This window comes from Paraburkholderia sp. BCC1884 (assembly GCF_900996225.1).
Classification (GTDB): Bacteria; Pseudomonadota; Gammaproteobacteria; order Burkholderiales; family Burkholderiaceae; genus Paraburkholderia.
The window spans coordinates 1-22,708 of sequence record NZ_CAAJGL010000022.1; the positions used below are offsets into that span (position 1 = coordinate 1).

19 protein-coding genes and 1 riboswitch are annotated in these 22,708 nt (G+C 61.6%); of the genes, 9 read left to right on the plus strand and 10 right to left on the minus strand.

Annotation, left to right across the window (positions count from 1 at the left end):
- The 3 genes from FQ705_RS01160 to FQ705_RS01170 all read left to right on the plus strand — a co-directional run.
- Nucleotides 1–321 (plus strand): electron transfer flavoprotein subunit beta/FixA family protein (locus tag FQ705_RS01160; RefSeq protein ID WP_409934666.1); only part of this gene is annotated, 321 nt, incomplete at its 5' end.
- 22 nt (nt 322–343) lie between these two features.
- Nucleotides 344–1,279, plus strand: coding sequence for an electron transfer flavoprotein subunit alpha/FixB family protein (locus FQ705_RS01165; RefSeq protein ID WP_144137641.1), 936 nt, complete (start codon nt 344–346; stop codon nt 1,277–1,279).
- A 415-nt stretch (nt 1,280–1,694) separates the two neighbouring features.
- Complete coding sequence (locus FQ705_RS01170; protein WP_144137642.1) at nt 1,695–2,063, plus strand: response regulator; 369 nt, start codon at nt 1,695–1,697, stop codon at nt 2,061–2,063.
- 127 nt (nt 2,064–2,190) lie between these two features.
- On the opposite strand, the gene FQ705_RS01175 is transcribed toward FQ705_RS01170, so the two are convergent.
- The 6 genes from FQ705_RS01175 to FQ705_RS01200 form a co-directional block, all read right to left on the minus strand.
- Entirely contained in the window at nt 2,191–3,570 is a 1,380-nt protein-coding gene (locus tag FQ705_RS01175; protein WP_144137643.1) for an MFS transporter, read from the minus strand.
- 197 nt (nt 3,571–3,767) lie between these two features.
- On the minus strand, nt 3,768–4,580 hold the full coding sequence (locus tag FQ705_RS01180; protein ID WP_144137644.1) for an HpcH/HpaI aldolase/citrate lyase family protein: 813 nt from the start codon (nt 4,578–4,580) through the stop codon (nt 3,768–3,770).
- Nucleotides 4,577–5,977, minus strand: a complete 1,401-nt coding sequence (locus FQ705_RS01185) for an MmgE/PrpD family protein (protein WP_144137645.1) — start codon at nt 5,975–5,977, stop codon at nt 4,577–4,579. The genes FQ705_RS01180 and FQ705_RS01185 overlap by 4 nt, the downstream gene beginning before the upstream one ends.
- Nucleotides 5,978–6,046: 69 nt before the next feature.
- Nucleotides 6,047–7,225 carry a CaiB/BaiF CoA transferase family protein gene (locus tag FQ705_RS01190; RefSeq protein WP_144137646.1) on the minus strand — a complete coding sequence of 393 codons (1,179 nt, stop codon included), beginning with the start codon at nt 7,223–7,225 and terminating at the stop codon, nt 6,047–6,049.
- A 19-nt stretch (nt 7,226–7,244) separates the two neighbouring features.
- A complete protein-coding gene (locus FQ705_RS01195; RefSeq protein ID WP_144137647.1) occupies nt 7,245–8,408 on the minus strand; it encodes an acyl-CoA dehydrogenase family protein in 1,164 nt (387 codons plus the stop codon).
- A gap of 29 nt (nt 8,409–8,437) precedes the next feature.
- A complete protein-coding gene (locus tag FQ705_RS01200) occupies nt 8,438–9,280 on the minus strand; it encodes a MaoC family dehydratase N-terminal domain-containing protein (protein ID WP_144137648.1) in 843 nt (280 codons plus the stop codon).
- Nucleotides 9,281–9,522: 242 nt separating this feature from the next.
- On the opposite strand from FQ705_RS01200, the gene FQ705_RS01205 reads away from it, so the two are divergent.
- The 5 genes from FQ705_RS01205 (at nt 9,523) to FQ705_RS01225 (ending at nt 18,898) form a co-directional block, all read left to right on the plus strand.
- The gene (locus tag FQ705_RS01205) at nt 9,523–10,266 is read left to right on the plus strand and encodes a 2OG-Fe(II) oxygenase (protein WP_144137649.1); all 744 of its coding nucleotides are present in this window, start codon (nt 9,523–9,525) and stop codon (nt 10,264–10,266) included.
- Nucleotides 10,267–10,563: 297 nt separating this feature from the next.
- Entirely contained in the window at nt 10,564–12,486 is a 1,923-nt protein-coding gene (locus tag FQ705_RS01210) for an FUSC family protein (protein ID WP_144137650.1), read from the plus strand.
- 348 nt (nt 12,487–12,834) lie between these two features.
- Nucleotides 12,835–15,384 carry a type VI secretion system Vgr family protein gene (locus FQ705_RS01215; RefSeq protein ID WP_260854367.1) on the plus strand — a complete coding sequence of 850 codons (2,550 nt, stop codon included), beginning with the start codon at nt 12,835–12,837 and terminating at the stop codon, nt 15,382–15,384.
- A 48-nt stretch (nt 15,385–15,432) separates the two neighbouring features.
- The gene (locus FQ705_RS01220; protein ID WP_144137652.1) at nt 15,433–18,072 is read left to right on the plus strand and encodes an SH3 domain-containing protein; all 2,640 of its coding nucleotides are present in this window, start codon (nt 15,433–15,435) and stop codon (nt 18,070–18,072) included.
- On the plus strand, nt 18,056–18,898 hold the full coding sequence (locus FQ705_RS01225) for a tetratricopeptide repeat protein (RefSeq protein WP_144137653.1): 843 nt from the start codon (nt 18,056–18,058) through the stop codon (nt 18,896–18,898). The genes FQ705_RS01220 and FQ705_RS01225 overlap by 17 nt, the downstream gene beginning before the upstream one ends.
- A 341-nt stretch (nt 18,899–19,239) precedes the next feature.
- Here the strand turns inward: FQ705_RS01225 and FQ705_RS01230 are convergent, their stop codons facing one another.
- Together FQ705_RS01230 and FQ705_RS01235 are read right to left on the minus strand one after the other, a co-directional pair.
- Nucleotides 19,240–19,983: a CbtA family protein gene (locus FQ705_RS01230; RefSeq protein ID WP_144137654.1), complete on the minus strand. Its 744-nt coding sequence runs from the start codon at nt 19,981–19,983 to the stop codon at nt 19,240–19,242.
- Between the two features lie 11 nt (nt 19,984–19,994).
- Nucleotides 19,995–20,216, minus strand: coding sequence for a CbtB domain-containing protein (locus FQ705_RS01235; protein ID WP_144137655.1), 222 nt, complete (start codon nt 20,214–20,216; stop codon nt 19,995–19,997).
- A gap of 52 nt (nt 20,217–20,268) precedes the next feature.
- Nucleotides 20,269–20,354: riboswitch (adenosylcobalamin (AdoCbl) riboswitch) on the minus strand.
- Nucleotides 20,355–20,463: 109 nt separating this feature from the next.
- On the opposite strand from FQ705_RS01235, the gene FQ705_RS01240 reads away from it, so the two are divergent.
- Nucleotides 20,464–21,051, plus strand: a complete 588-nt coding sequence (locus FQ705_RS01240; RefSeq protein WP_144137656.1) for a histidine phosphatase family protein — start codon at nt 20,464–20,466, stop codon at nt 21,049–21,051.
- A 103-nt stretch (nt 21,052–21,154) separates the two neighbouring features.
- Here FQ705_RS01240 and FQ705_RS01245 read toward each other — a convergent pair whose 3' ends face one another.
- On the minus strand, nt 21,155–21,598 hold the full coding sequence (locus FQ705_RS01245; RefSeq protein ID WP_144137657.1) for a hypothetical protein: 444 nt from the start codon (nt 21,596–21,598) through the stop codon (nt 21,155–21,157).
- A gap of 76 nt (nt 21,599–21,674) precedes the next feature.
- On the minus strand, nt 21,675–22,685 hold the full coding sequence (locus FQ705_RS01250; RefSeq protein WP_144137658.1) for an alpha/beta hydrolase: 1,011 nt from the start codon (nt 22,683–22,685) through the stop codon (nt 21,675–21,677).
- Nucleotides 22,686–22,708: the final 23 nt, after the last annotated feature.

A 22,708-nucleotide genomic window follows, 5' to 3' on the forward strand; every position in this document is an offset into this window, starting at 1 on the left:
TCGAAAGTCGTGGTGGCCGACGGTAAGGCGACGGTGTCGCGCGAAGTGGATGGCGGCGCTGAAACGCTGTCGCTGACGCTGCCCGCTGTGGTGACGACCGATCTGCGCCTGAACGAGCCGCGCTACGTGACGCTGCCGAACATCATGAAGGCGAAGAAAAAGCCGATGGAAACGATCAAGCCGGAAGACCTCGGCGTTGACGTGTCGCCGCGCCTGAAGACGCTGAAAGTCGTCGAGCCGCCCAGGCGCGCCGCCGGTGTGAAGGTGCCGGATGTGAAGACGCTGGTCGGGAAGCTGAAGACCGAAGCCAAGGTGCTTTAAGTAACACGCGGAGACAGAGCAAATGACGAATCTGGTAATTGCAGAACACGACAATCAGTCGATCAAGGCCGCGACGCTGAACACGATTGCAGCGGCGCAGAAGATCGGTGGTGATATTCACGTGCTGGTCGCGGGTCACAACGCACAGGCTGCGGCGGATGCGGCAGCGAAGATCGCGGGCGTCAGCAAAGTGCTGCTCGCCGACGCACCGCAACTCGAAGCCGGCCTCGCGGAAAACGTCGAAGCGACGGTGCTGAACATCGCGAAGAACTACACGCACATCTTCGCGCCGGCGACCGCCTACGGCAAGAACATCGCCCCGCGTATCGCCGCAAAACTCGACGTCGCGCAGATCAGCGACATCACCGCCGTGGATTCCGCCGACACGTTCGAGCGTCCGATCTATGCCGGTAACGCGATCGCAACGGTTCAGTCGCAGGACCCGATCAAGGTCATCACGGTTCGCTCGACCGGATTCGACCCGGTTGCAGCCGAGGGTGGCAGCGCAGCGGTCGGGAAGATCGAAGCCGCCGCCGATGCAGGCATCGCGCAGTTCGTCAGCCGTGAAGTGACGAAGCTGGATCGTCCGGAACTGACGTCGGCGAAGATCATCGTTTCGGGTGGCCGTGGTCTGGGCAATGGCGAGAACTACACCAAGGTGCTCGAACCGCTGGCCGACAAGCTGAACGCAGCGCTCGGCGCCTCGCGAGCCGCCGTCGATGCGGGCTTCGTCCCCAACGACTATCAGGTCGGCCAGACCGGCAAGATCGTCGCGCCGCAACTGTATGTGGCGGTCGGCATCTCGGGTGCGATCCAGCATCTGGCCGGGATGAAGGACTCGAAAGTCATCGTCGCGATCAACAAGGACCCGGAAGCGCCGATTTTCAGCGTCGCCGATTATGGTCTGGTGGGCGATCTGTTCGACGCTGTGCCGGAACTGGTTAGCACAGTGGCTTGAGTCACGCATTGGGGCGCGGCCATCTTGCCGCGCCTGACGGATCATCGCCGAGCGCCACGCTCGCTACAAAAATCAAACATGGCAACCTGCGCTTACCTGTAACGATTGAACGGCTTACCGCGCGGAAGCACTGGCAATGGTCCCGCCACGACATCTCGTCATCACGCGCGCACGCACTTTGAGCGCCATCGTTCAGCGCGCCCCGCTTCCTGTGCACGGCTAGCCGCCAATTGCGCTCAACGCCGCTTCAAAATCGCTCCCAAACGATCGCCACGCCGACAATGGCACGACCCTTGCTTTAGAAAACGGCTCGACAGACCAAAGCGGTGCCGCCGTCCGGCGCGCCGACCCTGTCAAAGATGGCAGAGCCAACATCCCACCGCCATCTCAACCGATTTTTTCAGGCATAAGCATCATGAGTCGCGTTTTACTGGTCGACGACCAACCCGAGGCATTGTCCGCGCTGCGCGCTGTGTTAGTCGGCCGTGGTTACACCGTTGCCACCGCAGCGGACGGCGCCGAAGCCTTCGAACGTCTGCAGCGCACGCGCGTCAGCGCAGTGGTGTGCGACTGGCGCATGCCCAATATGGACGGGGCCGAGTTGATCGAATCGATGCAGGCAACCAGCGCACTCGCGTCGGTCCCGGTCATTCTGACGAGCGGCAGCGGCGAAGCGCCCGCGCTGCCCGTCAAGGGCTTCCTCAGAAAGCCGTTCGCCCTCGACAAGCTGCTCTCGCTGCTGGCCGAATGCGAAAACGGCGCGGCGGCGCCGGCCGTTTGCTGAACGCGAACACCAACGCTCAAACAGGCAAGCTGAGCGCAACGAGCCGACCACTCGCTGCGCTCACGCACGCCCAAAAATGGGGCACGCGCTGCACGAGCTTGCGCGCTTCCGAAGCATCCGCCGTCGATTAAACCGATCGTCCGACCAACTCCTGCTGCGGCTCCAACTCCGCATCGGGTGAGATGTCTTCCAGCGTCTGTTGACTCGTCTCGATCCGAAGCGCGAGGATCGCGATGCTAAGCAACAGCAGCACCCCGCCGACCATGGTCAATACGCCCGTCACGCCGAATCGCGTGTACAGCAGCAACGCGACATACGGCGTCGACATGGACGCGGCGCGTCCACACGTTCCCGCGATCCCCGTGCCGCGCAACCGGTGCGCAGTCGGAAACAACTCCGGGATATAGCCGAACAGGCCGAGCGTGCACACCGTATAAATCGCCGTGACGAGCGCGAAGCCCACCAGAGAAATCGCCGCCGGCGCGCGCATCTGCACGTACACGAAACCGAGCACGATCGTCACCAGCGAGAACAGCACGATGCCATTGCGGCGTCCAAGCCGGTCCGTCACCAGGTAGCCCACCACGGCGCCGGCCGGCGCGCCGAACGACATCAGCAACACGAAGCCAAGCGACTGCACGATCGTCAAACCTTCCTTGACGAAGAAAGTCGGCAACCACGCAACGAACCCGTACAGCGACATATTGATCGCCATGCAGGTCAGCGCCGCCACCAGCGTGCGGCCGATCATGCCGCGCGCGAACAACGCCGACAGCGGTGCAGCCGGTACTTCGTGACTCATCACGCGCGCCACCGGCGGCAACTTGCCGACGCGAGCCTCGACTTGCCGCTCGATCGCCGACACGGTCGCCTCGGCCTCTTCGAGCCGTCCCACCGTCTCCAGCCAGCGCGGCGATTCCGGCATGCGATGCCGCAGGAACCACACGATCAGCGCGCCGATACCGGCAATCGCGAACATGTAGCGCCAGCCGAGATGCGGGATCACCCAGTAGCCAATCGCGGTCGCGCCGAGCAAACCGGAATTGATGATCAACGCGAGCAACGCCGTCCAGCGTCCCCGTGTGGCGGGCGGCACGAATTCGCACAACGTGCCGGCCGCGACCACCAGTTCCGCGCCGAGCCCCACGCCCATGATGAAGCGCAGCAGAATCAGCCAGTAGATGTTGGGCGCAAAACACGCGGCGATCGACGCGACGCCGAAGATCGCGAGATTGGCCTGATACGAATAGCGACGGCCGAAGCGGTCGCCGAGATAACCGGACAGGCCCGCGCCGATCATCATGCCCATGAAGGTCGCGGAGATGAAGAACGAGCCGAGCCGCAGATCGGTGAAGCCGCTCTTGATCATCGCCGCCAGCGCGCCATTGGCGAGATAGATGTCGAATGCGTCGAGGAAAGCACCCGCGCCGATCAGGCCCAGGATGTTCCAGTGAAAACGGCTGATAGGCAGGCGGTCGAGCCGTGCGCCGGAATTGACGGTTGCCAAATTGTGTCTCCTGAAAGTCCGCGCGCGGCGTGACCGCGAACGCAAAACAGTTCTGCATGGCCGTTTTTCGAGGGCAACGGCTCTGCTGCATGGTTGGGATGACACGGCCCAAGCTCGCCGTGTCGTGTGATGCCTAGAGTGCGACAGCGGGCGTGGCGAGGGAATTGGCATTATTGGAAGCCACTGTTTCGCTACGCTTAACGAGGCGTCAGAATTCTCCGAGCCTTCAGAATCACCGGCATGTCGACCATCTTGCCGTCCACGGCGACAGCCGCGCCCCGGCTCGCCTCCACCGCCGTCAGCACGCGTTGCGCCCATGTCCGATCCGCGTCGCTCCACGCATACGCGCGATGCACGGCCTCGATCTGCTTCGGGTGAATGCACAGCTTGCCGCCAAAGCCGAAGCGCCGCCCACGGCGCGCGTCGGCCTCGATCGCTTCGGTATCCGTGATGCTGGTCGACACGCCGTCCACCGGCGCGCCAAGGCCCGCCAGCCTCGACGCCAGCACGATCTGCGAGCGGAACAGATCCAGCTCCTCAGCATCGCCGTCGATGCCGAGATCAATCTGGAAATCCAGTGTGCCGAATACGATCCGCTGCACACGAGGCGCTGCGCACAACACCGCGAGGTTCGCGAACCCACGCGCCGTTTCGACGATCGGCAACACGTTCAACGACGGATGCGCCTGCGCGAGCACGGCTTCGATCTGCTCGCGCGTCTCGGCTTTCGGCAGCACGATGCCGGCGACGCCCGCCATGCCGACCAGCGCCGCGACGTCGTCGCCGAACCATGTCGTATCCGGACTGTTGATACGCACCCATGCAGGGCGAACTGCATGGGTGGATACAGCGCTCAGCACCGCCTCGCGCGCGAGGGGCTTTTCGTCGGGCTGGACGGCGTCTTCGAGATCGAGGATCACCGCGTCCGCGCCTGCTGCATGTGCCTTTTCGAACCGTTCGGACCGGTTGCCCGGCACGAACAGATACGAACGTGGCAGCGTGGCGCTCATGCCGCCACCGCCGCGTCGGATGGCACGCTCGACTGCGCGCCGAACACGGTTCCGATCTGCGTCTGGCTCGCGACCTGCCATGCGTTGCCGAGCAGACGCGCCGCTTCGCCTTCGGTCGCGGCACCCGAGAACGCCGCGAGGCGATGCAGCTTGGTGGCGATTTCATCACGCGAGAGTGTGTTGCCCGGATCGCCCTTCGGCTCGTCCACGCGACCCTGGAAGGTACGGCCATCGGTGGTCGTCACCGTCACCTTACCGATCCAGCGCGCCGGGTAGGCCGCGTCCACGTCCGCGTCGAAGGCCATCGTGACCTTGTCGCGGAAGGCCGCGATCGCGTCCGCATCGAAACCCTGCTCGAACTCCATCACGCCCGCATAGCCGTGATGCGCGACGAGTCCGAGCACGGTCCCCATGTTGAACTTCGCCTGATGCACGGTGCGCGGCGTCACCACTGCACCGAGCACATCGATCGCGCCTTGATGCACATGCGCGACGACCTGCGCGATATCGCGCGGTGCGAGACGGTGCTCCTGCACCACCGCGAGCAAGGCATCGGCGGCGGGATGCGTATGACGGCATGCCGCGTGATATTTGAAGGACGTCTCCGCCGTCGCCCAGCGGCTGCCGAGACGATCGACGAGGCGCGCCGGATCGGCGTCGCTCGACATGCCCGCCGCCATCCCTTGCGCACCTTCGAGAATGTGCGTCGCGCCCTTGAAACCGTCCGCGGCGAGCTGCGCGGACATCAGCCCGTTGGCGGCGGCCATGGCCGTGTGCAGTTGCTTGGAGTCGGCGGCGTCGCGCAGAAATTCCCACAGCCCGCTAGCTTGCGTGCCCGCCGAGCCGAACGCATCGAGCATCTGCGTCGGCGACAAACCGAGCAGGCGCCCCGCGGTCGCTGCCGCCGCGACCGTGCCGACCGTGCCCGTGGTGTGAAACACCTTGTAGTGGGAGCGCCCCAAAAATTCGCCGATGCGGATACCCACTTCGTAGCCCGCAACGGCCGCCGCGATAAAGTCGCGCCCCGACGCACGACGCGCCTGCGCCAACGCGAGCGCCACCGGAAACACCACCGTCGCCGGATGAAACACCGAGCCGTTGTGCACGTCGTCCTGCTCGGCAAAGTGCGAGGCGGCGCCATTGATCATCGCCGCGAAATACGGCGTGGTGCGACTGCGGTCGATCAACACCTCGCAGAGCCCCGCATGCGGCACGCCGCTCGCCTGACGCGCGAATCGCGCAATCGTTTCGACGGGCCGCGCGCCTTTGCCCGCTAACGCGGAACCGAGCCAATCGACGTAAAGGTTGACGGTGCGCTCCACCACCGGTTGCGGAATGCTGTCGAACTCGAGTTCGGCGGCGAAGGTGGCAAGCGTCAGACTGGGATGATCGTTCATGGGAGTCTCGCGTCGGAGTCGTTCAGGTCGCCGGCATGGCATCGCTCACACGCCGGAAGGAGGCACGCTTCAGATCGTGCCGGCGGCACGCAGCGCGTCGATGCGCGCGCTGTCGTAGCCGAGTTCTCGCAAAATGCTGTCGGTATGCTCGCCAAGTGCCGGCACGGGGTCCATGCGCGCAGCGAAGTCGGTCGGCAAACCTGGCGGCAATAGCGCGGGCACCGGGCCCGCCGACGTGCCGACTTCCTGCCAGCGCTCGCGCGCCTTGAGTTGCGGATGCGCCCATACGTCGTCGAGCGTGTTCATTTGCGCGTTGGCGATGCCGGCACCGTCGAGCCGCTCGATGACTTGCGCCGCGCTCAGCGTCGCGAAGGCCGCGACGATCACTTCGCGCAGCGACTCGCGCGCCGATGTGCGTTTCGAGTTCGACGCGAAACGTTCATCGGTGGCGAGCGCCGGTTGTTCCAGCACGCGTTCGCAGAAGAGCTTCCATTCGCGCTCGTTTTGCAGACCGAGCATCACCGTCTTGCCATCGCCGGCGGGGAACGGACCATACGGATAAATCGTGGCGTGTGCCGCGCCGGACAGCGCGGGCTGCGGTTGACCGTCGATTGCGTAGTACAGCGGATAGCCCATCCACTCCACCATGCTCTCCAGCATCGACACGTCGATGCGACAGCCGCGCCCGGTGCGCCCGCGCAACAGCAGCGCGCTGAGAATGTTCGAGTAGGCGTACATGCCTGCCGCGATATCCGCGATCGAGCAACCCGCTTTGGCGGGCGCGCCGGGCGAGCCGGTAATCGACAGAAAGCCCGACTCGCTCTGGATCAGCAGGTCGTACGCTTTCTTGTCGCGATACGGACCGTCTGCGCCATAGCCGGAAATATCGCAGACGATCAGCTTCGGGTACTGCTCGCTCAGCCTGTCGTAACCCAACCCGAGCCGCTCCGCCGCACCGGGCGCGAGGTTTTGCACCAGCACGTCGGCGTCGGCCACCAGCGCGTGGAGAATCTCCGCAGCCGCAGGTTGCTTCAGATCGAGCGCCAGACTCTCCTTCGAGCGATTGGTCCAGACGAAATGCGACGACAATCCGTGGACACGCTCGTCGTAGCCGCGCGCAAAATCGCCGACGCCCGGCCGCTCGATCTTGATCACCCGCGCACCGAGATCGGCAAGCTGGCGCGTGCAGAACGGCGCGGCAATCGCGTGTTCGAGTGTGACGACCTTGATACCGTCGAGTGGTCTCATATGTATTTCAGTCCACCAGTCAGAACGAACGCGGCAGCCCGAGAATATGCTCGGCCACGTACGAGAGAATCAGATTGGTCGAAATCGGCGCGACCTGGTAAAGACGCGTCTCGCGGAATTTGCGCTCGACGTCGTACTCGCACGCAAAGCCGAAACCGCCGTGAAATTGCAGACACGCGTTGGCCGCTTCCCAGGAAGCATCGGCGGCGAGCAGTTTCGCCATGTTCGCCTGCGCGCCGCACGGTTGATGTGCGTCGAACCGGCGCGCCGCTTCGAAACGCATCAGGCTCGCGGCTTCGACATTGATGAACGAACGCGCGATCGGAAACTGCACGCCCTGGTTCTGGCCGATGGGACGACCGAACACCACGCGTTGCTTCGCGTACTCGGTGACCTTGTCGACGAACCAGTAACCGTCGCCGATACATTCGGCGGCGATCAGCGTGCGCTCCGCATTCAGTCCGTCGAGAATGTATCTGAAGCCCTGCCCTTCTTCACCGATCAGATTCTCGGCGGGGATTTCGAGGTTGTCGAAGAACAGTTCGTTGGTCTCGTGATTGACCATGTTCAGAATCGGCTGCACGGTCATGCCGTGGCCGATCGCTTCACGCAGATCGACGATGAAAATCGACATGCCCTCGGATTTCTTTTTCACGTCCGACAGCGGCGTGGTGCGCGCGAGCAGGATCATCAGATCGGAGTGCTGTACGCGCGAGATCCATACTTTCTGGCCGTTGATCACATAGCGGTCGCCACGCCGCTCGGCGGTGGTCTTGATCCTGGTGGTGTCGGTGCCGGTGGACGGCTCGGTCACGCCCATCGATTGCAGGCGCAAATCGCCGCTCGCGATCTTCGGCAGATACCTGCGCTTCTGCTCTTCGGAGCCGTGGCGCAGCAAGGTGCCCATGTTGTACATCTGGCCATGGCAGGCGCCCGAGTTGCCGCCCGCGCGATTGATCTCTTCCATGATGACCGAGGCTTCCGTGAGCCCGAGTCCCGAGCCGCCGAACTCCTGCGGAATCAGTGCCGCCAGCCAGCCGGCTTTGGTGAGTGCGTCGACGAACTCTTCCGGATAGCCGCGCGCTTCATCGATCTTGCGGAAGTACTCGCCGGAAAACTGCTGACACAAATCGCGGACGGCTTCACGAATGTCCTGGAAAGAATCCTGTTGCGTGGTTTGCATAAACGAATCTCTTGAGATGCTGTCGGAGGTCAGGCGAGCGCAGCGGTAGCGCGCATCGTCAGATAGCCTTCGTGGTCTTTGGCCCAGAGCTCGAGGGTCTTGCCATCGGCCGACGGTTTGCCGCATACCGTGAAGGGCTGGCCGGCGAAAGTCGGACGCAGCGCCTTGAAGGCAAAATTTTCCAGCGTGGCGTCGGGCTGCTCGCGACGCACCAGATCGACCAGCAAGGTCGCGATCAGCGGCCCATGGACGATCAGACCGGGATAGCCTTCGACCTGCGTGACGTAGGGGTAATCGTAATGAATGCGATGCCCGTTGAAGGTCAGCGCCGAATAGCGGAACAGCATGACGGCGTCGGCATCGATCGTGCGACGCCATGTTTCGCCTTCGGGAGCCGGCTCGGCTCGCGGCGCTCGTGCGCCTTCCTCCGGCGCGTCGCGATAGACGATGTCGTGCTCCTCTTCGAGCTTCAGTTCGCCGCCGGCTTCGATCGTGTGTTGCACCGTGACGAACACGAGGCGCCCCGAGCGGCCGGTTTTGTCTTCGATGTTGGCGATCGTCGAGGTCCGTTTGGCGTGCTCGCCCACCTTCAGCGGCGCATGAAACGTGAGCCGTCCGCCGGCCCACATGCGACGCGGCAGCGGCACCGGCGGCAGGAAGCCGCCGCGTTTCGGATGACCGTCAGCGCCGACCTCCGACATCGGCGCAACCGGCAGGAAGTACAGCCAGTGCCAGAGCGGCGGCACGGTGTCGCCGCTTTCCGCGCGGTCGAGTGTGGCAGCCATGGCCGTCAGCGGAAACGCGGTGATGTCGTCTTCGCTGACCGACTGCTTGTCGAGCCAGTCATCGAGCTTCTGTAGGGTCGCGGACATGGGCAAAGTCTCCGGATACGTTTATTGGACTAGATAGGGTCTCACTATGAACCCGCCGGTACATTCCGCGAAGTTCGCATTTTCGAAGCGGGTCTTTGCTTTTGCTTAAGACGCGTGGCATGCCAAGCTGGAGAGGCATTGTGGCTAGACGCGGAATGGGAGAGCAAGAGTCGGAGTGCGAGCCGGAAAGCACACGCCTACACTCGATCCATCGTTCAATACCCGCCTGATGGAGAAGACTGATGAATACGGTGGCGAAAGCACCGCGTGTCGCGACCGGCCCGCTCACGCAGCGAATCGATACGCTCGACTGGTTCGATGTCGAAGAAGAGTTGAACGGCTACGGCTGCGCGATGCTGCCTGATCTGCTGAGCCCGCGGGAATGCGACGCGCTGAGCGCGCTGTATGCGCAAGAGGCGCTGTATCGGAGCCGCGTCGTCATGGCGCGGCATGGTTTTGGGCGTGGCGAATACCAGTATTTCGCTTATCCGCTGCCGCCGCTGATCGCTGAATTGCGTACGGCCCTTTATCCTCATCTCACGCCGGTGGCGAATCGCTGGAATGAGGCAATGGGGCTCGACGTTCGCTATCCGCCCACTCACGCGGCGTTTATCGAGCGCTGCCACGCCGCCGGCCAGACTCGCCCTACGCCCTTGATCCTCCAATACGCGAGGGACGACTACAACTGTCTTCATCAGGATCTGTACGGTGAACACGTGTTCCCGCTGCAGGTCGCGATTCTGCTGTCCGAGCCCGGCACGGACTTTACCGGCGGCGAGATCGTGATGACGGAGCAACGTCCGCGGATGCAGTCGCGCGCGGAAGTCGTGCCGCTCGGCAAGGGCGATGCGGCGGTGTTTGCCGTGCATCACCGGCCGGTGCAAGGCACGCGCGGCCCCTACCGGGTGAATTTGCGGCACGGCGTGAGCCGTCTACGGTCCGGCCAGCGGCATACGCTCGGGGTGATTTTCCACGACGCCAACTGAAGGACGGCGGCAGGCCGTCGGCGTCGCGATTTTGCCGCAGCGCCGCAAAAACTTGATGAGCGTAATTTTGACCCGGTATCATCCGGGAAAACCCGAATTCATCCAGAGCGCTGCGCCACCCTTTGCGGCGCGCCTGGCATGCCGTTCGGGTGTCATCGCCCGTCGTCGGGCGGGGCCTCCAGCCGGTGATCCCGGCGTGGTGCCTCAGTCCGCGATACGAAGGTGGCGGGCCACGGCCCGCCCTGTCGCACTCGGCCAAAAGCCGGTTGCGGCCATTTTGCCTGGATATCATCGATCATGATTGCTGCCGCGTTTTCGCGCGTCGCCGACCGTCTGCTAACCGTGGACCCGGGACTCGTCCGACTTCATACCGCGCTGCGCGTTGCGCTTGCCTGCCTGCTCACCGGCGTGGCCAGCATCGAGTGGACCGTCTCGCATCACCAACCCATTACGCTCGCCGCCCCTGGCATCCTGTTCGCCATGGTCGCGCCGCTGTTCGTGCGCGATGCGCGCAGGCCGGCGTGGTTCGTGACGCTTTTTTACCTCTATTTCGGCGCTTGTACGTGCTTTGCCGTGGCGAGCGTGTTGAGCGCTTACCCGCTCGCGGGCGACGCGGGCTTTCTCGTCGTGATGTTCGTCGGCATGCTCTGCCAGGCGTGCGGTCCGCGTGCGCTCGGCAGCGCGATGCTCGGCGTAGTGTGCTTCTATCTAGGCCTGTATCTGCATCCGTCGACGGCGCATCTCGTGCAATCGTTACTGCTGTCCGCGTTTGCACCGTTGATGGTCGCGCTGGTCGGGCGTGCGATCGTGCCGACCCGGGCGGTGGCGAGTTTCCGCCTGGCTATCCATACCGTGACGCTGCGCGCGGCGCGCGTGCTGCATGCGCCGGCCGCGGCGACTCTCTCTGCGTTGAACGAAGCCGCCCTCTCGCTCGAAGAGCAACTGGCGCTGCTGAATCCCCCCGATGCCGAGACTATCCGCGAGCGCATTGTCGAAGTGGAAGTCGCGGCGGGACAGTTCGCATTTGCTTCAGGACCGGTGGACAACGGCGCCGGCGCCGATGTGCTGCGTCAGGCGATTGCGCGGCTCAGGGCGATCGCCCATCGACGTGATGCGAACCACGCCTCTTCGGCTATGACGAGCCATGGCGTTGCCGCTGGGTTGTCTGTCTCGCAACGCATCGCCAGTTTGCGCGACAAACTCTGCTGGTTGCCCGCTACGCGCGCCACGACTGCCGCGTTTCTCGCGATGCTGATCGGCCACTCGCTGTCTCCCGAGCGATGGTTCTGGGCGGTAATTACAACGTTTGTCGTGTTTCTCGGTACGCGGTCGCGCGCCGATACGATCTATCGGGGTGCGCAGCGACTTGTCGGGACATTGGCTGGGGCACTCGTCAGTGTGTTGCTGGTTGCGCCGCTGCATGATTCGCCGGTGCTGCTAGTAGCCGCGATGCTGCTCTGCGTATTTGGGTGGGCTTATTTCATCCTGAGTGCGTATGCACCGGGCGTGTTCTTTATCACCGTGCTCGTCGGGCTCGTTTATGGCGAGCTGGGTTTTGCGATGGGGCCGCTAGTCGAGATACGGATCGAAGAGGTGCTGGTGGGATGCCTCGTTTCGTTTGCGGTAGCGATGCTGATGATGCCGCTTGCGGCTACCCGGCATGTCGAGACACGGCTTGGCGCAGTGCTGGGCGGGTTGCGTGAGGTTGTGCGGCTGGCTACGTCGAGTGGCGGGCGAACGAGCGCCGAGGCGGGTGTGGCGATGCGTAAGCTCGATCGCATGTGGCACGACCTGCGGATTGCGCTTAGGCCGCTGCAGACGCAGCGCGTCGTGGTGTGGAATCCCGATGTGGAGTTGGCAACGGGCTCGCTGTTGTGTTGCTTGCATTGGGCGCGGGTGTTGAGCGATCCCGCGCGCGGCGGTGAGGTGTCGGGGCATTCGGCACTGAATGCGGCGACGGTGGATGCGGCTCATGTGGAATCGATCGTGGCGCGGCTGGATTCTTTGATTGCGCGGTATAGCGGTGTGGGGGATGGGGCTGCTTTGGGGGTTTTCGATCGGCGGGCGCCGGTGATGACGAGTGTCGATGTGGATCCGGGTAAGGCGCCTGCGCTGGTGCAACTCGATGGCGCTGTCGCGCATTTGTTTGAGCGGCTGACGCGGCCGGTTGTGGGGGCCAGGCGGGTGTTTAATTGGGCGTTGCGGAGTCGGGCGACGTAGGGGGAACGAGTGCAGCTGAAGTTTCTCGATGAGCCGTGGACCGCAAGACACTTGGAGAACAACGCGTCGATGGAAGGCCGTCTGCAGAAGTCGACCCGAAACAGCCAGTGGTCGCTCAAAGCATTCGATGACTTATTTGGAATCTGGTGCGGCCCGTCCTCGGCAAGACGCGCCGAGATCTCCTGGCGAGCTCAGTGTTATCCGCATGGATTTTTGATTGACTTAAACGCATCTCATAATTAGGAACATCGAGCGTCAAACCTGGCGAACCACTTAACCGATCCATTTCATATGAAGTTATGTAGAATGATGCCGTCAGTTTAAAAACGATCAGACATGGGGCGGAAAGTGGGGGCACAGGAACTTACAGCGGCCATTACCGGTAACCTTATACAAACCGGCCGGTTACTCAGGCTCGATACCCCGCTCGGAAATAATGTCCTGCTTCCGCAACGTCTAATTGGGAATTCACGCATCGGTCGCGATTATGGTTTTACGCTCGATGTTGTTTCAACCAGCACGAATATAGAACTCAAGACGCTTATCGCGCAACCCGTCACGCTCTGGCTCCAGCAGACTGACCAGTCCTACCTACCGTACCACGGCTACGTCCATACCGCACGGCGTTTGGGAGCCGATGGCGGTTTGAGCGCCTATCAACTCGAATTCGCTTCCTGGCTGCATTTTCTGAAATTTCGCAAAGATGCCCGCATCAGGCAGGATAAATCGGCGGATGCCATTCTCACCGACGTATTCAATGCCCACCCGCAGGCCAAAGGCGCATTCCGTTTTGCGATTCAGAATGCATTGCCGCAGCGCTCATTTTGCGTGCAATACGAGGATGACTGGAATTTTTGTCAGCGGATTATGGAATTCGAGGGCCTATTCAGTTACTTCGAGCAGGCCGATGATGGTAAGTCGCACATGGCTGTTGTTACGGATAATATCGGCGCATTGCCGGCACTCAGTCCACAGACAGTTAATTTTTACCGGTCATCCGTCACAAGCGCGACCGATTCGCTGGTGCAATGGAGCGCTACGCGCACTCTGCAGAGCGTGACGCTGACCACCCGCACCGTCGACTACAAGTCACCTTCCTCGACGGTGAACCCGAAGGGCACGACCGTGCCCACGCTCGCGACGCAAGGTGCGCTGCCGCAGCAGGCCGAAGTCTACGAGTACACGGGTGCTTACACCTACCGCGAGCAGTCGCGTGGCGATGCACTGTCTGAAATCCGCGTGCAGGAATGGGAATCGCGCGCGAAGCGTTTCGAAGGTGCGGGCGCGATACGCCGCGTTGATGCAGGGCGCTGGTTCGAATTCGCCAATCACCCCGAACACGACAAGGATAGTGCGCAGAACCGCCAGTTCGCGATCATCGAAGCGAACTGGTATGTCGAGAACAACCTGCCCGCGTCCAGCACGCAAGCGCGATCGTTTCCACACAGCCTGCAAGGTGAACTCGCAGCAGCCAAGGCGGCGTATCAAGGCGATGGTGCAGCGCTGACGGTCGCCGGCACAGACGGCAGCGAAGGTTTTCTACTGGTGACGATCGAGGCGCAGCGCAGGGCCGTGGCGTATCGCAGTCCGTTTGAGCACGTCAAACCAGAGATGCAAATGCAGACAGCGACGGTGGCCGGACCTTCGAACCAGGAGGTGTACACCGACCCGCTGAACCGGATCAAGGTGCATTTCCATTGGGACAGGCTGAACGGGGGTGATGAGAAAGCCTCGTGCTGGATACGCGTCGCGATGTCAGACACGGGGGGCAGTTACGGTGGTGTGCATGTACCGCGTGTGGGCGAGGAAGTGATCGTGAACTGGCTGGACGGCGACTGCGACCGGCCTGTCGTGACCGGACGCGTCTACAACGGCGCGAAGAATCCACACTGGCATTCGAACGGCATCCTGTCGGGCTACAAATCGAAGGAACACGGCGGCAGCGGTTACAACCAGATGGTGATGGATGATGCGACCGGCCAGAACCGGATGCAGCTTTACAGCACGAGCGCCAACTCACAGTTGCATCTGGGGTATCTGATCGCGCAAAGCGCCAACGCTCGCGGCGCTTATCTAGGCAGCGGTTTCGACCTGAAGTCCGACGCGTATGGTGCCATCGGTGCCGGCGCGGGGCTCTACGTCAGCACATACGCAAAGCATGCGACGGATCAGCAACTCGACATAAGTGAAGCGCACACTCAACTCACGAACGCACAGAGCTCGATTGAAACACTGTCGCAATCCAGTACGACGCATCAGGCCGAATCACTCGAAGATGGCACGAACGCGCTCAAGACCCTCATTGCCGCAACTCAATCGAACCGGCAAGGCGCAACAAGCGGTGCCAATGCCGCGAGTGGTGGTATCACGGCCGGTGGTGGCACTGGCAGCGCGAATGCGTTCAGTGAACCGGTGATGCTGATGGCGAGTCCGTCGGGCATCGCACTTTCGACGCAACAGTCCACACACATCGCGGCCGATCAACAGATCACCTTCGTCAGCGGACAGAGTACACATGTGGCGACGGGTAAATCCTTGATCGCAAGCGTGGCGCAGACGTTGAGCCTGTTCGTGCAGAACGCGGGAATGAAGCTGTTCGCTGCAAAAGGCAAGGTAGAAATTCAGGCGCAAGGCGACAACATCGAAGTGACTGCACAAAAGAAGGTCAGTTTGATCTCCGCGACGCAGAACGTTGAGGCCATGGCGAAACAGGAAATTCTGTTGACTGCGGGGGGCGCCTACATCCGCCTCAAGGACGGCAACATCGAAATTCATGCGCCGGGCAGCATCGACGTGAAGGGTGCGCAGCACAGTTTTAACGGCCCGACCCGGCTCGATGAAAAGTTCCCATCCTGGAAAGACGGTACTCCGAGCCGGTCGGTCGACTTCTCCGGCTGATCGACCGAGAGATCGAGCCCATCTGACAATAGCCAATAAGGATAGTGTGTGGCGCAACCACCAGAACAACCGTCGAAGGTCGAAAGCTGGGCTTACCCCTTTCCTCTGAAAACCACGAACACGACTTACGCGCCAGAAGACTATCTCGGCGGGCTCGCGGCAGCCGAGGATGGCTTCTATCCGCTCGGCGCCAATGGACTTTGGCACGGGGGAATTCACTTTGGCTCACAGACCGCTGGAAAATTCGATCAGGATGGGAGCGTCAAATGCATCGCGGACGGTGAGGTGGTTGCGTTTCGCCTGGATTCGAAAATTAGGGAACTCGTCTATCCGGACGGAAGCAAAGCGGGATATTCGAGCGGATTCACGCTGGTTCGCCACCGGCTGGTGTTGCCTACGGCTGCCCCGCAACCGTCGAATGGCAACGGCACTTCGCCGGGCACGGCCAACGCGCCACCTCCTGGCGACGTGCTGACATACTTCAGTCTCTACATGCATACGCTGCCGCTGGATGGCTACGACGCGAGCCACCCGCCGCACGGAGCGGCGAAAGCGCTGCCAGCCTATTACGGTGCGAGTCATATTTATAGTGTTGGATCGAAAGCGAACGACCCGCGCCTGACTGCTTCAAATCAACACGACAGCGCGGCGATCGGCTTGCGCGTGCGAGCATCGCATTCTTCGCATGCCTCAGTGCTTGGATGGCTTCCACGCGGCACGAAAATCAAGGTCGGGCAGAAGCATGGCGAGTGGGGCAAGATCGCAAGTTTCGTTGAGGGCGCGGCGCAATCGTATAGAGAAGGCGAAACGCCGAATGCGGCTGCGCGGACCGGCTGGATCTACGTAGGCGAAATGGACGACGAAACCCAGCCGTTAGCGGTGGACGAGGTCTATGTCCTGCCAACGCCCCGCAAGATCGCTGCGGGAGAAACGGTTGCGTATATCGGGGAATATCAGCGGCTCGTGGAGGCGCGTAACCACCATACACTACCTCCAAAGTTGGGCCAGCGGCCATTGATTCATGTCGAGATGTTTACGGGTGACGATCTTGACGCCTTCATCGCACGTAGCAGGACGAGAGCGCAACGAATCGATCCGAAGTCGCGCACGCTGTTGCTGATCTCGAAGGGAGCAACACTGGCGCAGCCCGCGCGACCGGACAGTTCAATCGCCGATGGCGTGGCGATCAAGGTCACGGCAGATTCGCCAGCTAGCGGCCAATGGTGCAAGGTTCAAGCGGTCAACGCATCAGGCCATCCTGTTGCTGGTCAACCCGCCCTTTGGATCGCACGGGCGGATCTCCCACATACGGGTGAGCGCGACGCGTGGAGCGGCTTTCCGCTTAGCGTCAATTCGACAAGTGGTGCCACGGCAGCCTGGACACGTGTGGTGACAACGGGATCAGCCCAACATTGCGTCGAATCCGAAGGTAAGACGTGGTACGCAGTGAGCATCGCCGATGACAACAACGCCCAGATCGACGGCTGGGTTTGCGATCATGGGCACCCCCTTGTTGAACTGAAGAGTCCTTGGGATTGGCCGGGATTCGAGGTGATGAGTCTTGGGACGTCAGTGTCGGATATGTTCCAGCGTGCGTTGTTCATCGCTGACAGTGGCACGCCTGACGAACTCGCGACCTTCGAGGATTCTTTCAATAGTGCCCGTTTGGACGAAACCATCAAAAAACTCGAAGATGCAATCGACAGCGCGGAGCAACGCGATGGGAAGATTACGGCGCACGAACTACAACTGTCGCTCGGCAAACCGTGGCTTGCGGATCGCATCGATCATTTGATCGTGCGGTATGAAAGCGAATGGGGCGGTGAGATGAGCAAGTGGGATGCGCTGGATTCGCATATGCATGCGGGGCTTCCGGTCTGGCAGGCAGAGAAGACGCGCATTGATGCGTTGCGGTTCTGGAATGGCGTGGCGAGCGTGACCGGTTTCCCGGCTTCGTCGGTGGTGTATCACTTGCATCCCATGGGGCTTGTCGGCAATTTCATTTCTGGTCGGAGGCGGCACGATTTCGACCTCGGCAAGCTCTCGAGCCACTTTGAGACCGGCGGACGCGGTTCTATCGTCGTGTCGGGAGGCCAAGGCGATCCGGGCGGAGTTTCGTACGGTGCATATCAGATGACAAGCAAGACGCGTCAGCGAGATGGTACGTTCGTGATTGGAGGTACAGTCCAGAAATTCGTGAATTCATCGGAATTTCCTTGGAAAAATGATTTCGCGGGACTCATTCCGGGAACCACTGCATTTTCCGCAAAATGGCGCGAAACCGTGACAGCCCATCCCGACGAATTCAAGGAGGTCGAGCACAACTACGTCAGGATTACCCACTTCGACGTCCAGATAACTCACGTCATGAGCGAAACTGAAATTGACCTTCGGTACCATGCCCACGCGGTCAATGACGTAGTGTGGTCCACCTGTGTGCAGTTAGGCCCCTCGACCGATATCGTGGTGACTGCAATTCGCAACGTGGATGAAACACCGGCCGAGACGAAAGGCTACGATCGTAAATTGATCGACGCTATTTATGACGAGCGTGGAAGAAAAGATGGGCACGGGAAATTGGTGCACTTCATCCATTCGTCTGACGCTCAACAAGTTGGCGTATCCCAACGTTATGACGCGGAACGCCCCAAGGCTCAAGAAGAACTGACGAATGAAACTGCTTACTAAAATTGCCACGGCCACATCTCTGATTCTGGTTTGCTGCCATGCCTTGTTTGCAGCCGAGCAGATTTCCGCCTATCACGGCCCCCGGGGCGACGTGTTGCTAACCAGGACGGGAGGTCAACCGCAAATCATGATTGCAGGCGGAGCGTTGCCCAAAGGTGGAGCAACAGCGGGCGACTGTTTTGCGCAGGCACCGCTGGCACTAAAGAAGCCGCCGCGATACTACGAAGGCAATTTTTTGCCCGCGCATAACGGTTTGATTAGCGTCGGTGAGGCTGACGTTGCAGGGAAAGGGATCGGCGTCTATTTGTTCGACGATCACATCGACGTTGGGGGCGCGGAAGTCGACGGCATATGCGCCGACGGCATCGACTTTTCCGGGCGCTATATTGGGCAACGAAGCGATAGCGATTCTTATGCCCGCATATTCATCTATTTCATGAGCCTCGCCCACGAAAATGCGAACTACCTTTTCAAGCAGAAGAAAACGAGCGACGCCTTAGAAACGTTACGGCCGTTTGTGGAGGCTTATCAATCTGATTGGCTTGATCGACCAGCGGCGATCAAGGCGATGATCCCCGCGATAAACGATTATGCTTTCATGCTTCAGTCCGTCAAGCGCGACGCCGACGCACTTCCGTTGTTGAAAATAGTTACGCAGAAGGACCCCGCTCGCACGGTCGCATGGCTGAATTTGGCAGATGCGTACTGGCAGGCCAAGGATATTGCCAACGCGCGACAGAGCTATGCGAGATATATTAGCCTCATGAACGGTATCAACCGCACAAACATGATTCCGTCTCGCGCGCTCGAACGAATGCACAATTGAAACGCCTGAAAATAAGGGCTGGTATCGTATTAGCGAATACGGTGCATGTTCCTGCTACGTCAATCAGAGACTCCAACAACAAAGCGCTCAAACAACCCGAGAAGAAGTCGTGGTGGGCAGGTGTTTGTTCACGTATATCAATGGAACGATTACATTCGGGATTGGTGCTTGGTTCGGCAGATCACGAGTGACAAGCCCCTTGCCGATGCCAGCACCCCAAAACTTATCCCCAGTTTTTGTTCGCAAGCCTGTGGATAACAGCCCCACAACCGCGTCAACTTCTTGATCCAACAACCTTATTACGCGCTGCGCTTCGCACAGCACAGCGCGTAATAAAAACCTCAAACCGACTTCGCCACCACCCGTCCCACAACCGGACGCATCAACGCACTACGCTCCACCACCGCACCAAACAGCAGCCCGATCGTGGTCCACATAATCACCTGCATACCGATCGCCGCCACCCGAAACTTCCACAGCAGCACAGCCGGGAAAGCCGCGGGCACTTCATTGATCGTCGGCATCGACAATTGCACGGCAGCGATGATCGCGATGAACACGATCCCCGCCACGATCGACCCGTTCCACACGCCAAACTTCAGCGCAGCGCGACGCCGCACCTTCAGCGAAAACACCATCGCCGCAATCGAAATGACGATCATCAAAAAGAACAAGCCCGTGCGCGCACCAATCGTCTCAGGGTCGCCGACCGAGGGCGGATTCGCCGGATACTTGATATTGGGCACGATCACCAGCGCAATGAACGCGGCAAGCGCCAGCCACGCGGACAACGCACGCGCACTCACCACCGACACACGCCCATACGCATACGCGAACACCAGCGAAAACAACCCACCGACCGCAGCGCCGTAGGTGACCACGCCGGTCAACAACCCAAAACCGGCCTGCGTTTCGCGGCTCACGATTTCCGGCTCAGGGGCTTCGCCCTTCGCGGCATCCGCCTTCGCTTCGAACGAAATCGCCTGATCGACCTGTGGCTCGCCCACCAATCTGGCGAAGCCGAACGTGAGGAGTCCCGCAGCGATGCCCGCAAGCATCCCGCGTACCAACAATTTACCGACCATATTCGACTCCGTCAGTGGCAAGGAAAGCCGAGCAGATGGCGGCCGTCGTGCACGAACTCATGCACATACATACCGGGCACCAGCGACGTGGCACCTTCTTCCGCGCCCACGAAGTAAATGGCGAGCAACAACAACAGGCCCCCGAACACGATCCAGGGGAGCAATTCGCGCAGTGGAATAGGCGTGGGTTGCGCAACCGGTTGGCTGGCAGAATCGAAAACAGCTTCGTTCATGGTGAATATCTCCTGGGGTAACGCGCCCCGTTAGTCGATCGCAAAGGGATAGTGTGAAGCCCGGGTCTGGCTTTTGGCATGCAGGCCAATTACAGTGGCGCGACCGCGCCGGGCTTTCACCGGCTTCCTTGCTTCACAATGCAGCTATTCTACGCGCGAAACCTGGCCCACCGGGAAGCCAAAAGCCAACCCAAACGCTATTCGCCGACTGTTTTTCAGCGCCGTTATCGTTATAAAAAATGAAAGAATGAATACGAGACTGCTATTAATCAGCCACGCAGCAACGGCCGCCATGCGCGCAGCCCGCTGCCCCGCCGACGATCCCCTCGACGCACGCAGCATCGCCGAAGCGCAGGCGGCCCGCCCCCATCTGGCGATTCCGGACAAGGCGAGGGTCCTGACCAGTCCTGCCTTGTGCGCGCGCGAAACCGCCGCCGCGCTGGGCCTGGAGGCCACCGTCGACGAAGCATTGACTGATCTGAACTACGGCGAATGGCGTGGACGGCGGCTTGCCGACCTCGCCTCAGAAGCGCCACAGGAACTCGCCACCTGGACGCGTGACCCGGACGCCTCGCCGCCCGGCGGTGAATCGTTCAGTCAACTCGTCGAGCGGATCGGGGCGTGGCTGGACGCGCTCGACGCGAACGCGCCGAGCGAAGCGAGCGCTTCAGGAAATGTAGTCGCCATTACGCACGCGCCGGTGCTGCGGGCAGCGATCGTCGGTGCATTGGGGGCATCGCCAGCGGTGTTTCCGCGCATCGAAATCGCGCCGCTCTCGGCGGTGGAATTGCGACACACACAACGGGGCTGGACGTGGCGGCCGGCGGCGCTTTAGCGCAACTGCGCGGCAATTGCACCGACAGCGCGGCGACAGCACGGCGACTGCGCGGCGACCTCATGGTGACTGAGCGGCAAGGCCCACGCCACCCAAGCGCCGCTCACTTCCCCGAGATCATCAGGCGCAGCTTGTTCGACCCCGTGGGCGTCAAGGTGATGTCGGTACGTTTGCCTTTGTCGCCGACATAAAAGTGCTGACGTCCCGGCGAATTCTGATCGTGCGTCGCCTCCGGCAAGCACGAAGCAATGTCAGCCGCGACAGCTTGCAGTGCATCGGCGTTCGAACCGGCGTCGTGATGCGGCGTCCACATGCACTGGTAGCTGCCGTGGCTCGCCGAGCATTGGGCGTCATCGCCGTAGGGTTGCGCGACGCCCTTGCCATCGTCCGGTGTCAGCGAGGCCAGTCCGCCGGGGGCAGCCGCGACGATGCGTTTGAGCGAGGCACACGGACTGGGCGCATCGTCGGCATTCGCGCTCAATGGGAACAAAGCGCCGAGCGATGTCACAGCGAGCGCGGTAGCAAGCAATAGTCGGGGCGTGTTCATGTCGGCGCGTTCCTGGAGGCAGGTTGAGAATGGCCTCGAAGCGGTAGCAGGCTTCGTGCCTATCCATCAGCCCGCGTCAAAGCCCATCGCCGAACAAGGCCACGCGTCCTTGCGCCGACGCGAAAATCCCTTTGGCGTCGTGCCCCACCCCAGCGATCACATACGTGCGATGCGCGAGTCCCCGCGGATGGCGCATCGCCATATAACGCGCGTAGGCCAGCCCACGCCCCAGCCGATGATCGCCTTGCGCCATCGCAGCGCAGGAGCGGTCGAGCGCCGGATGCTGCGGGTCGCAATCCGCGCCACCCAAGAGGATGGTCACGTCGCGCTGCGCATAACGTGATTCGAGCGCCCGCGCCGCCACCACGCCGTCGACGCCGCTCGCATAAGCCGGCAAATCCTCGAGCCCGTACTTCCAGCGATTGAACGACGCACACCGCTCGGCACCGAACGTCGCGAAGTCGCCCGACGCCGTCGGCCGCATGGCATCGAAATACACATATGACGACGGGTTCGCGACCACATAGCGTAGCGCGACACCTCGTGCCGCGAGTTGCTCCTCATCGCGCGCCACGACCGCGTAGCGTTGCACGACCTGTCCGCCGCCCGAATGTCCCGCCACCACCACTTCGGCCAGCGACGCAAACTGTTCGCGCGAAGCCAGCGTTTGCACGATCGCATCGAGCACGTCGAACGAACTGACCGGCGCCGGGCCTTCGGCGTTCTCACCACCCATCCAGCTCGTCCAGTCCCAATGCAAGGTGGACGACGGCAACTCATGGGCAGCGACATCGGCACTCGCGAGAAATTGCGGCACGATCAGCAGCGTATCGTCAGGGCCGCCGCCCGCCAGCGCGCACGCCTGCTGCGCCAGATCGAAGTAGGTGTCCGCGTTGCGCAGACGTCCGTGGATCAGGATCACCGCGCGTCGCACGTTGCCCGTCGGAACCAACCAGTCGCCATTGGCGTACACGGGCACGGTGCCGCTGCCTGCCTGCGTCGTGACGCAGAGGTGCCGGCTGGCGACGACCGCGACCGGACGTTCATTCGGCGCGCGTTCGTCATCGGAGTTCAAGGGCTGGGTCATGCAATGGGCTCGTGGTTGATCGA

What these genes read in the sequence shown, in the direction of transcription:
- FQ705_RS01165 (WP_144137641.1), top strand. Translation starts at nt 344, where the DNA reads ATGACGAATCTGGTAATTGCAGAACACGACAATCAGTCGATCAAGGCC.
- FQ705_RS01170 (WP_144137642.1), top strand. Translation starts at nt 1,695, where the DNA reads ATGAGTCGCGTTTTACTGGTCGACGACCAACCCGAGGCATTGTCCGCG.
- FQ705_RS01180 (WP_144137644.1), bottom strand. Translation starts at nt 4,580, where the DNA reads ATGAGCGCCACGCTGCCACGTTCGTATCTGTTCGTGCCGGGCAACCGG.
- FQ705_RS01185 (WP_144137645.1), bottom strand. Translation starts at nt 5,977, where the DNA reads ATGAACGATCATCCCAGTCTGACGCTTGCCACCTTCGCCGCCGAACTC.
- FQ705_RS01190 (WP_144137646.1), bottom strand. Translation starts at nt 7,225, where the DNA reads ATGAGACCACTCGACGGTATCAAGGTCGTCACACTCGAACACGCGATT.
- FQ705_RS01195 (WP_144137647.1), bottom strand. Translation starts at nt 8,408, where the DNA reads ATGCAAACCACGCAACAGGATTCTTTCCAGGACATTCGTGAAGCCGTC.
- FQ705_RS01200 (WP_144137648.1), bottom strand. Translation starts at nt 9,280, where the DNA reads ATGTCCGCGACCCTACAGAAGCTCGATGACTGGCTCGACAAGCAGTCG.
- FQ705_RS01205 (WP_144137649.1), top strand. Translation starts at nt 9,523, where the DNA reads ATGAATACGGTGGCGAAAGCACCGCGTGTCGCGACCGGCCCGCTCACG.
- FQ705_RS01210 (WP_144137650.1), top strand. Translation starts at nt 10,564, where the DNA reads ATGATTGCTGCCGCGTTTTCGCGCGTCGCCGACCGTCTGCTAACCGTG.
- FQ705_RS01225 (WP_144137653.1), top strand. Translation starts at nt 18,056, where the DNA reads ATGAAACTGCTTACTAAAATTGCCACGGCCACATCTCTGATTCTGGTT.
- FQ705_RS01230 (WP_144137654.1), bottom strand. Translation starts at nt 19,983, where the DNA reads ATGGTCGGTAAATTGTTGGTACGCGGGATGCTTGCGGGCATCGCTGCG.
- FQ705_RS01235 (WP_144137655.1), bottom strand. Translation starts at nt 20,216, where the DNA reads ATGAACGAAGCTGTTTTCGATTCTGCCAGCCAACCGGTTGCGCAACCC.
- FQ705_RS01240 (WP_144137656.1), top strand. Translation starts at nt 20,464, where the DNA reads ATGAATACGAGACTGCTATTAATCAGCCACGCAGCAACGGCCGCCATG.
- FQ705_RS01245 (WP_144137657.1), bottom strand. Translation starts at nt 21,598, where the DNA reads ATGAACACGCCCCGACTATTGCTTGCTACCGCGCTCGCTGTGACATCG.
- FQ705_RS01250 (WP_144137658.1), bottom strand. Translation starts at nt 22,685, where the DNA reads ATGACCCAGCCCTTGAACTCCGATGACGAACGCGCGCCGAATGAACGT.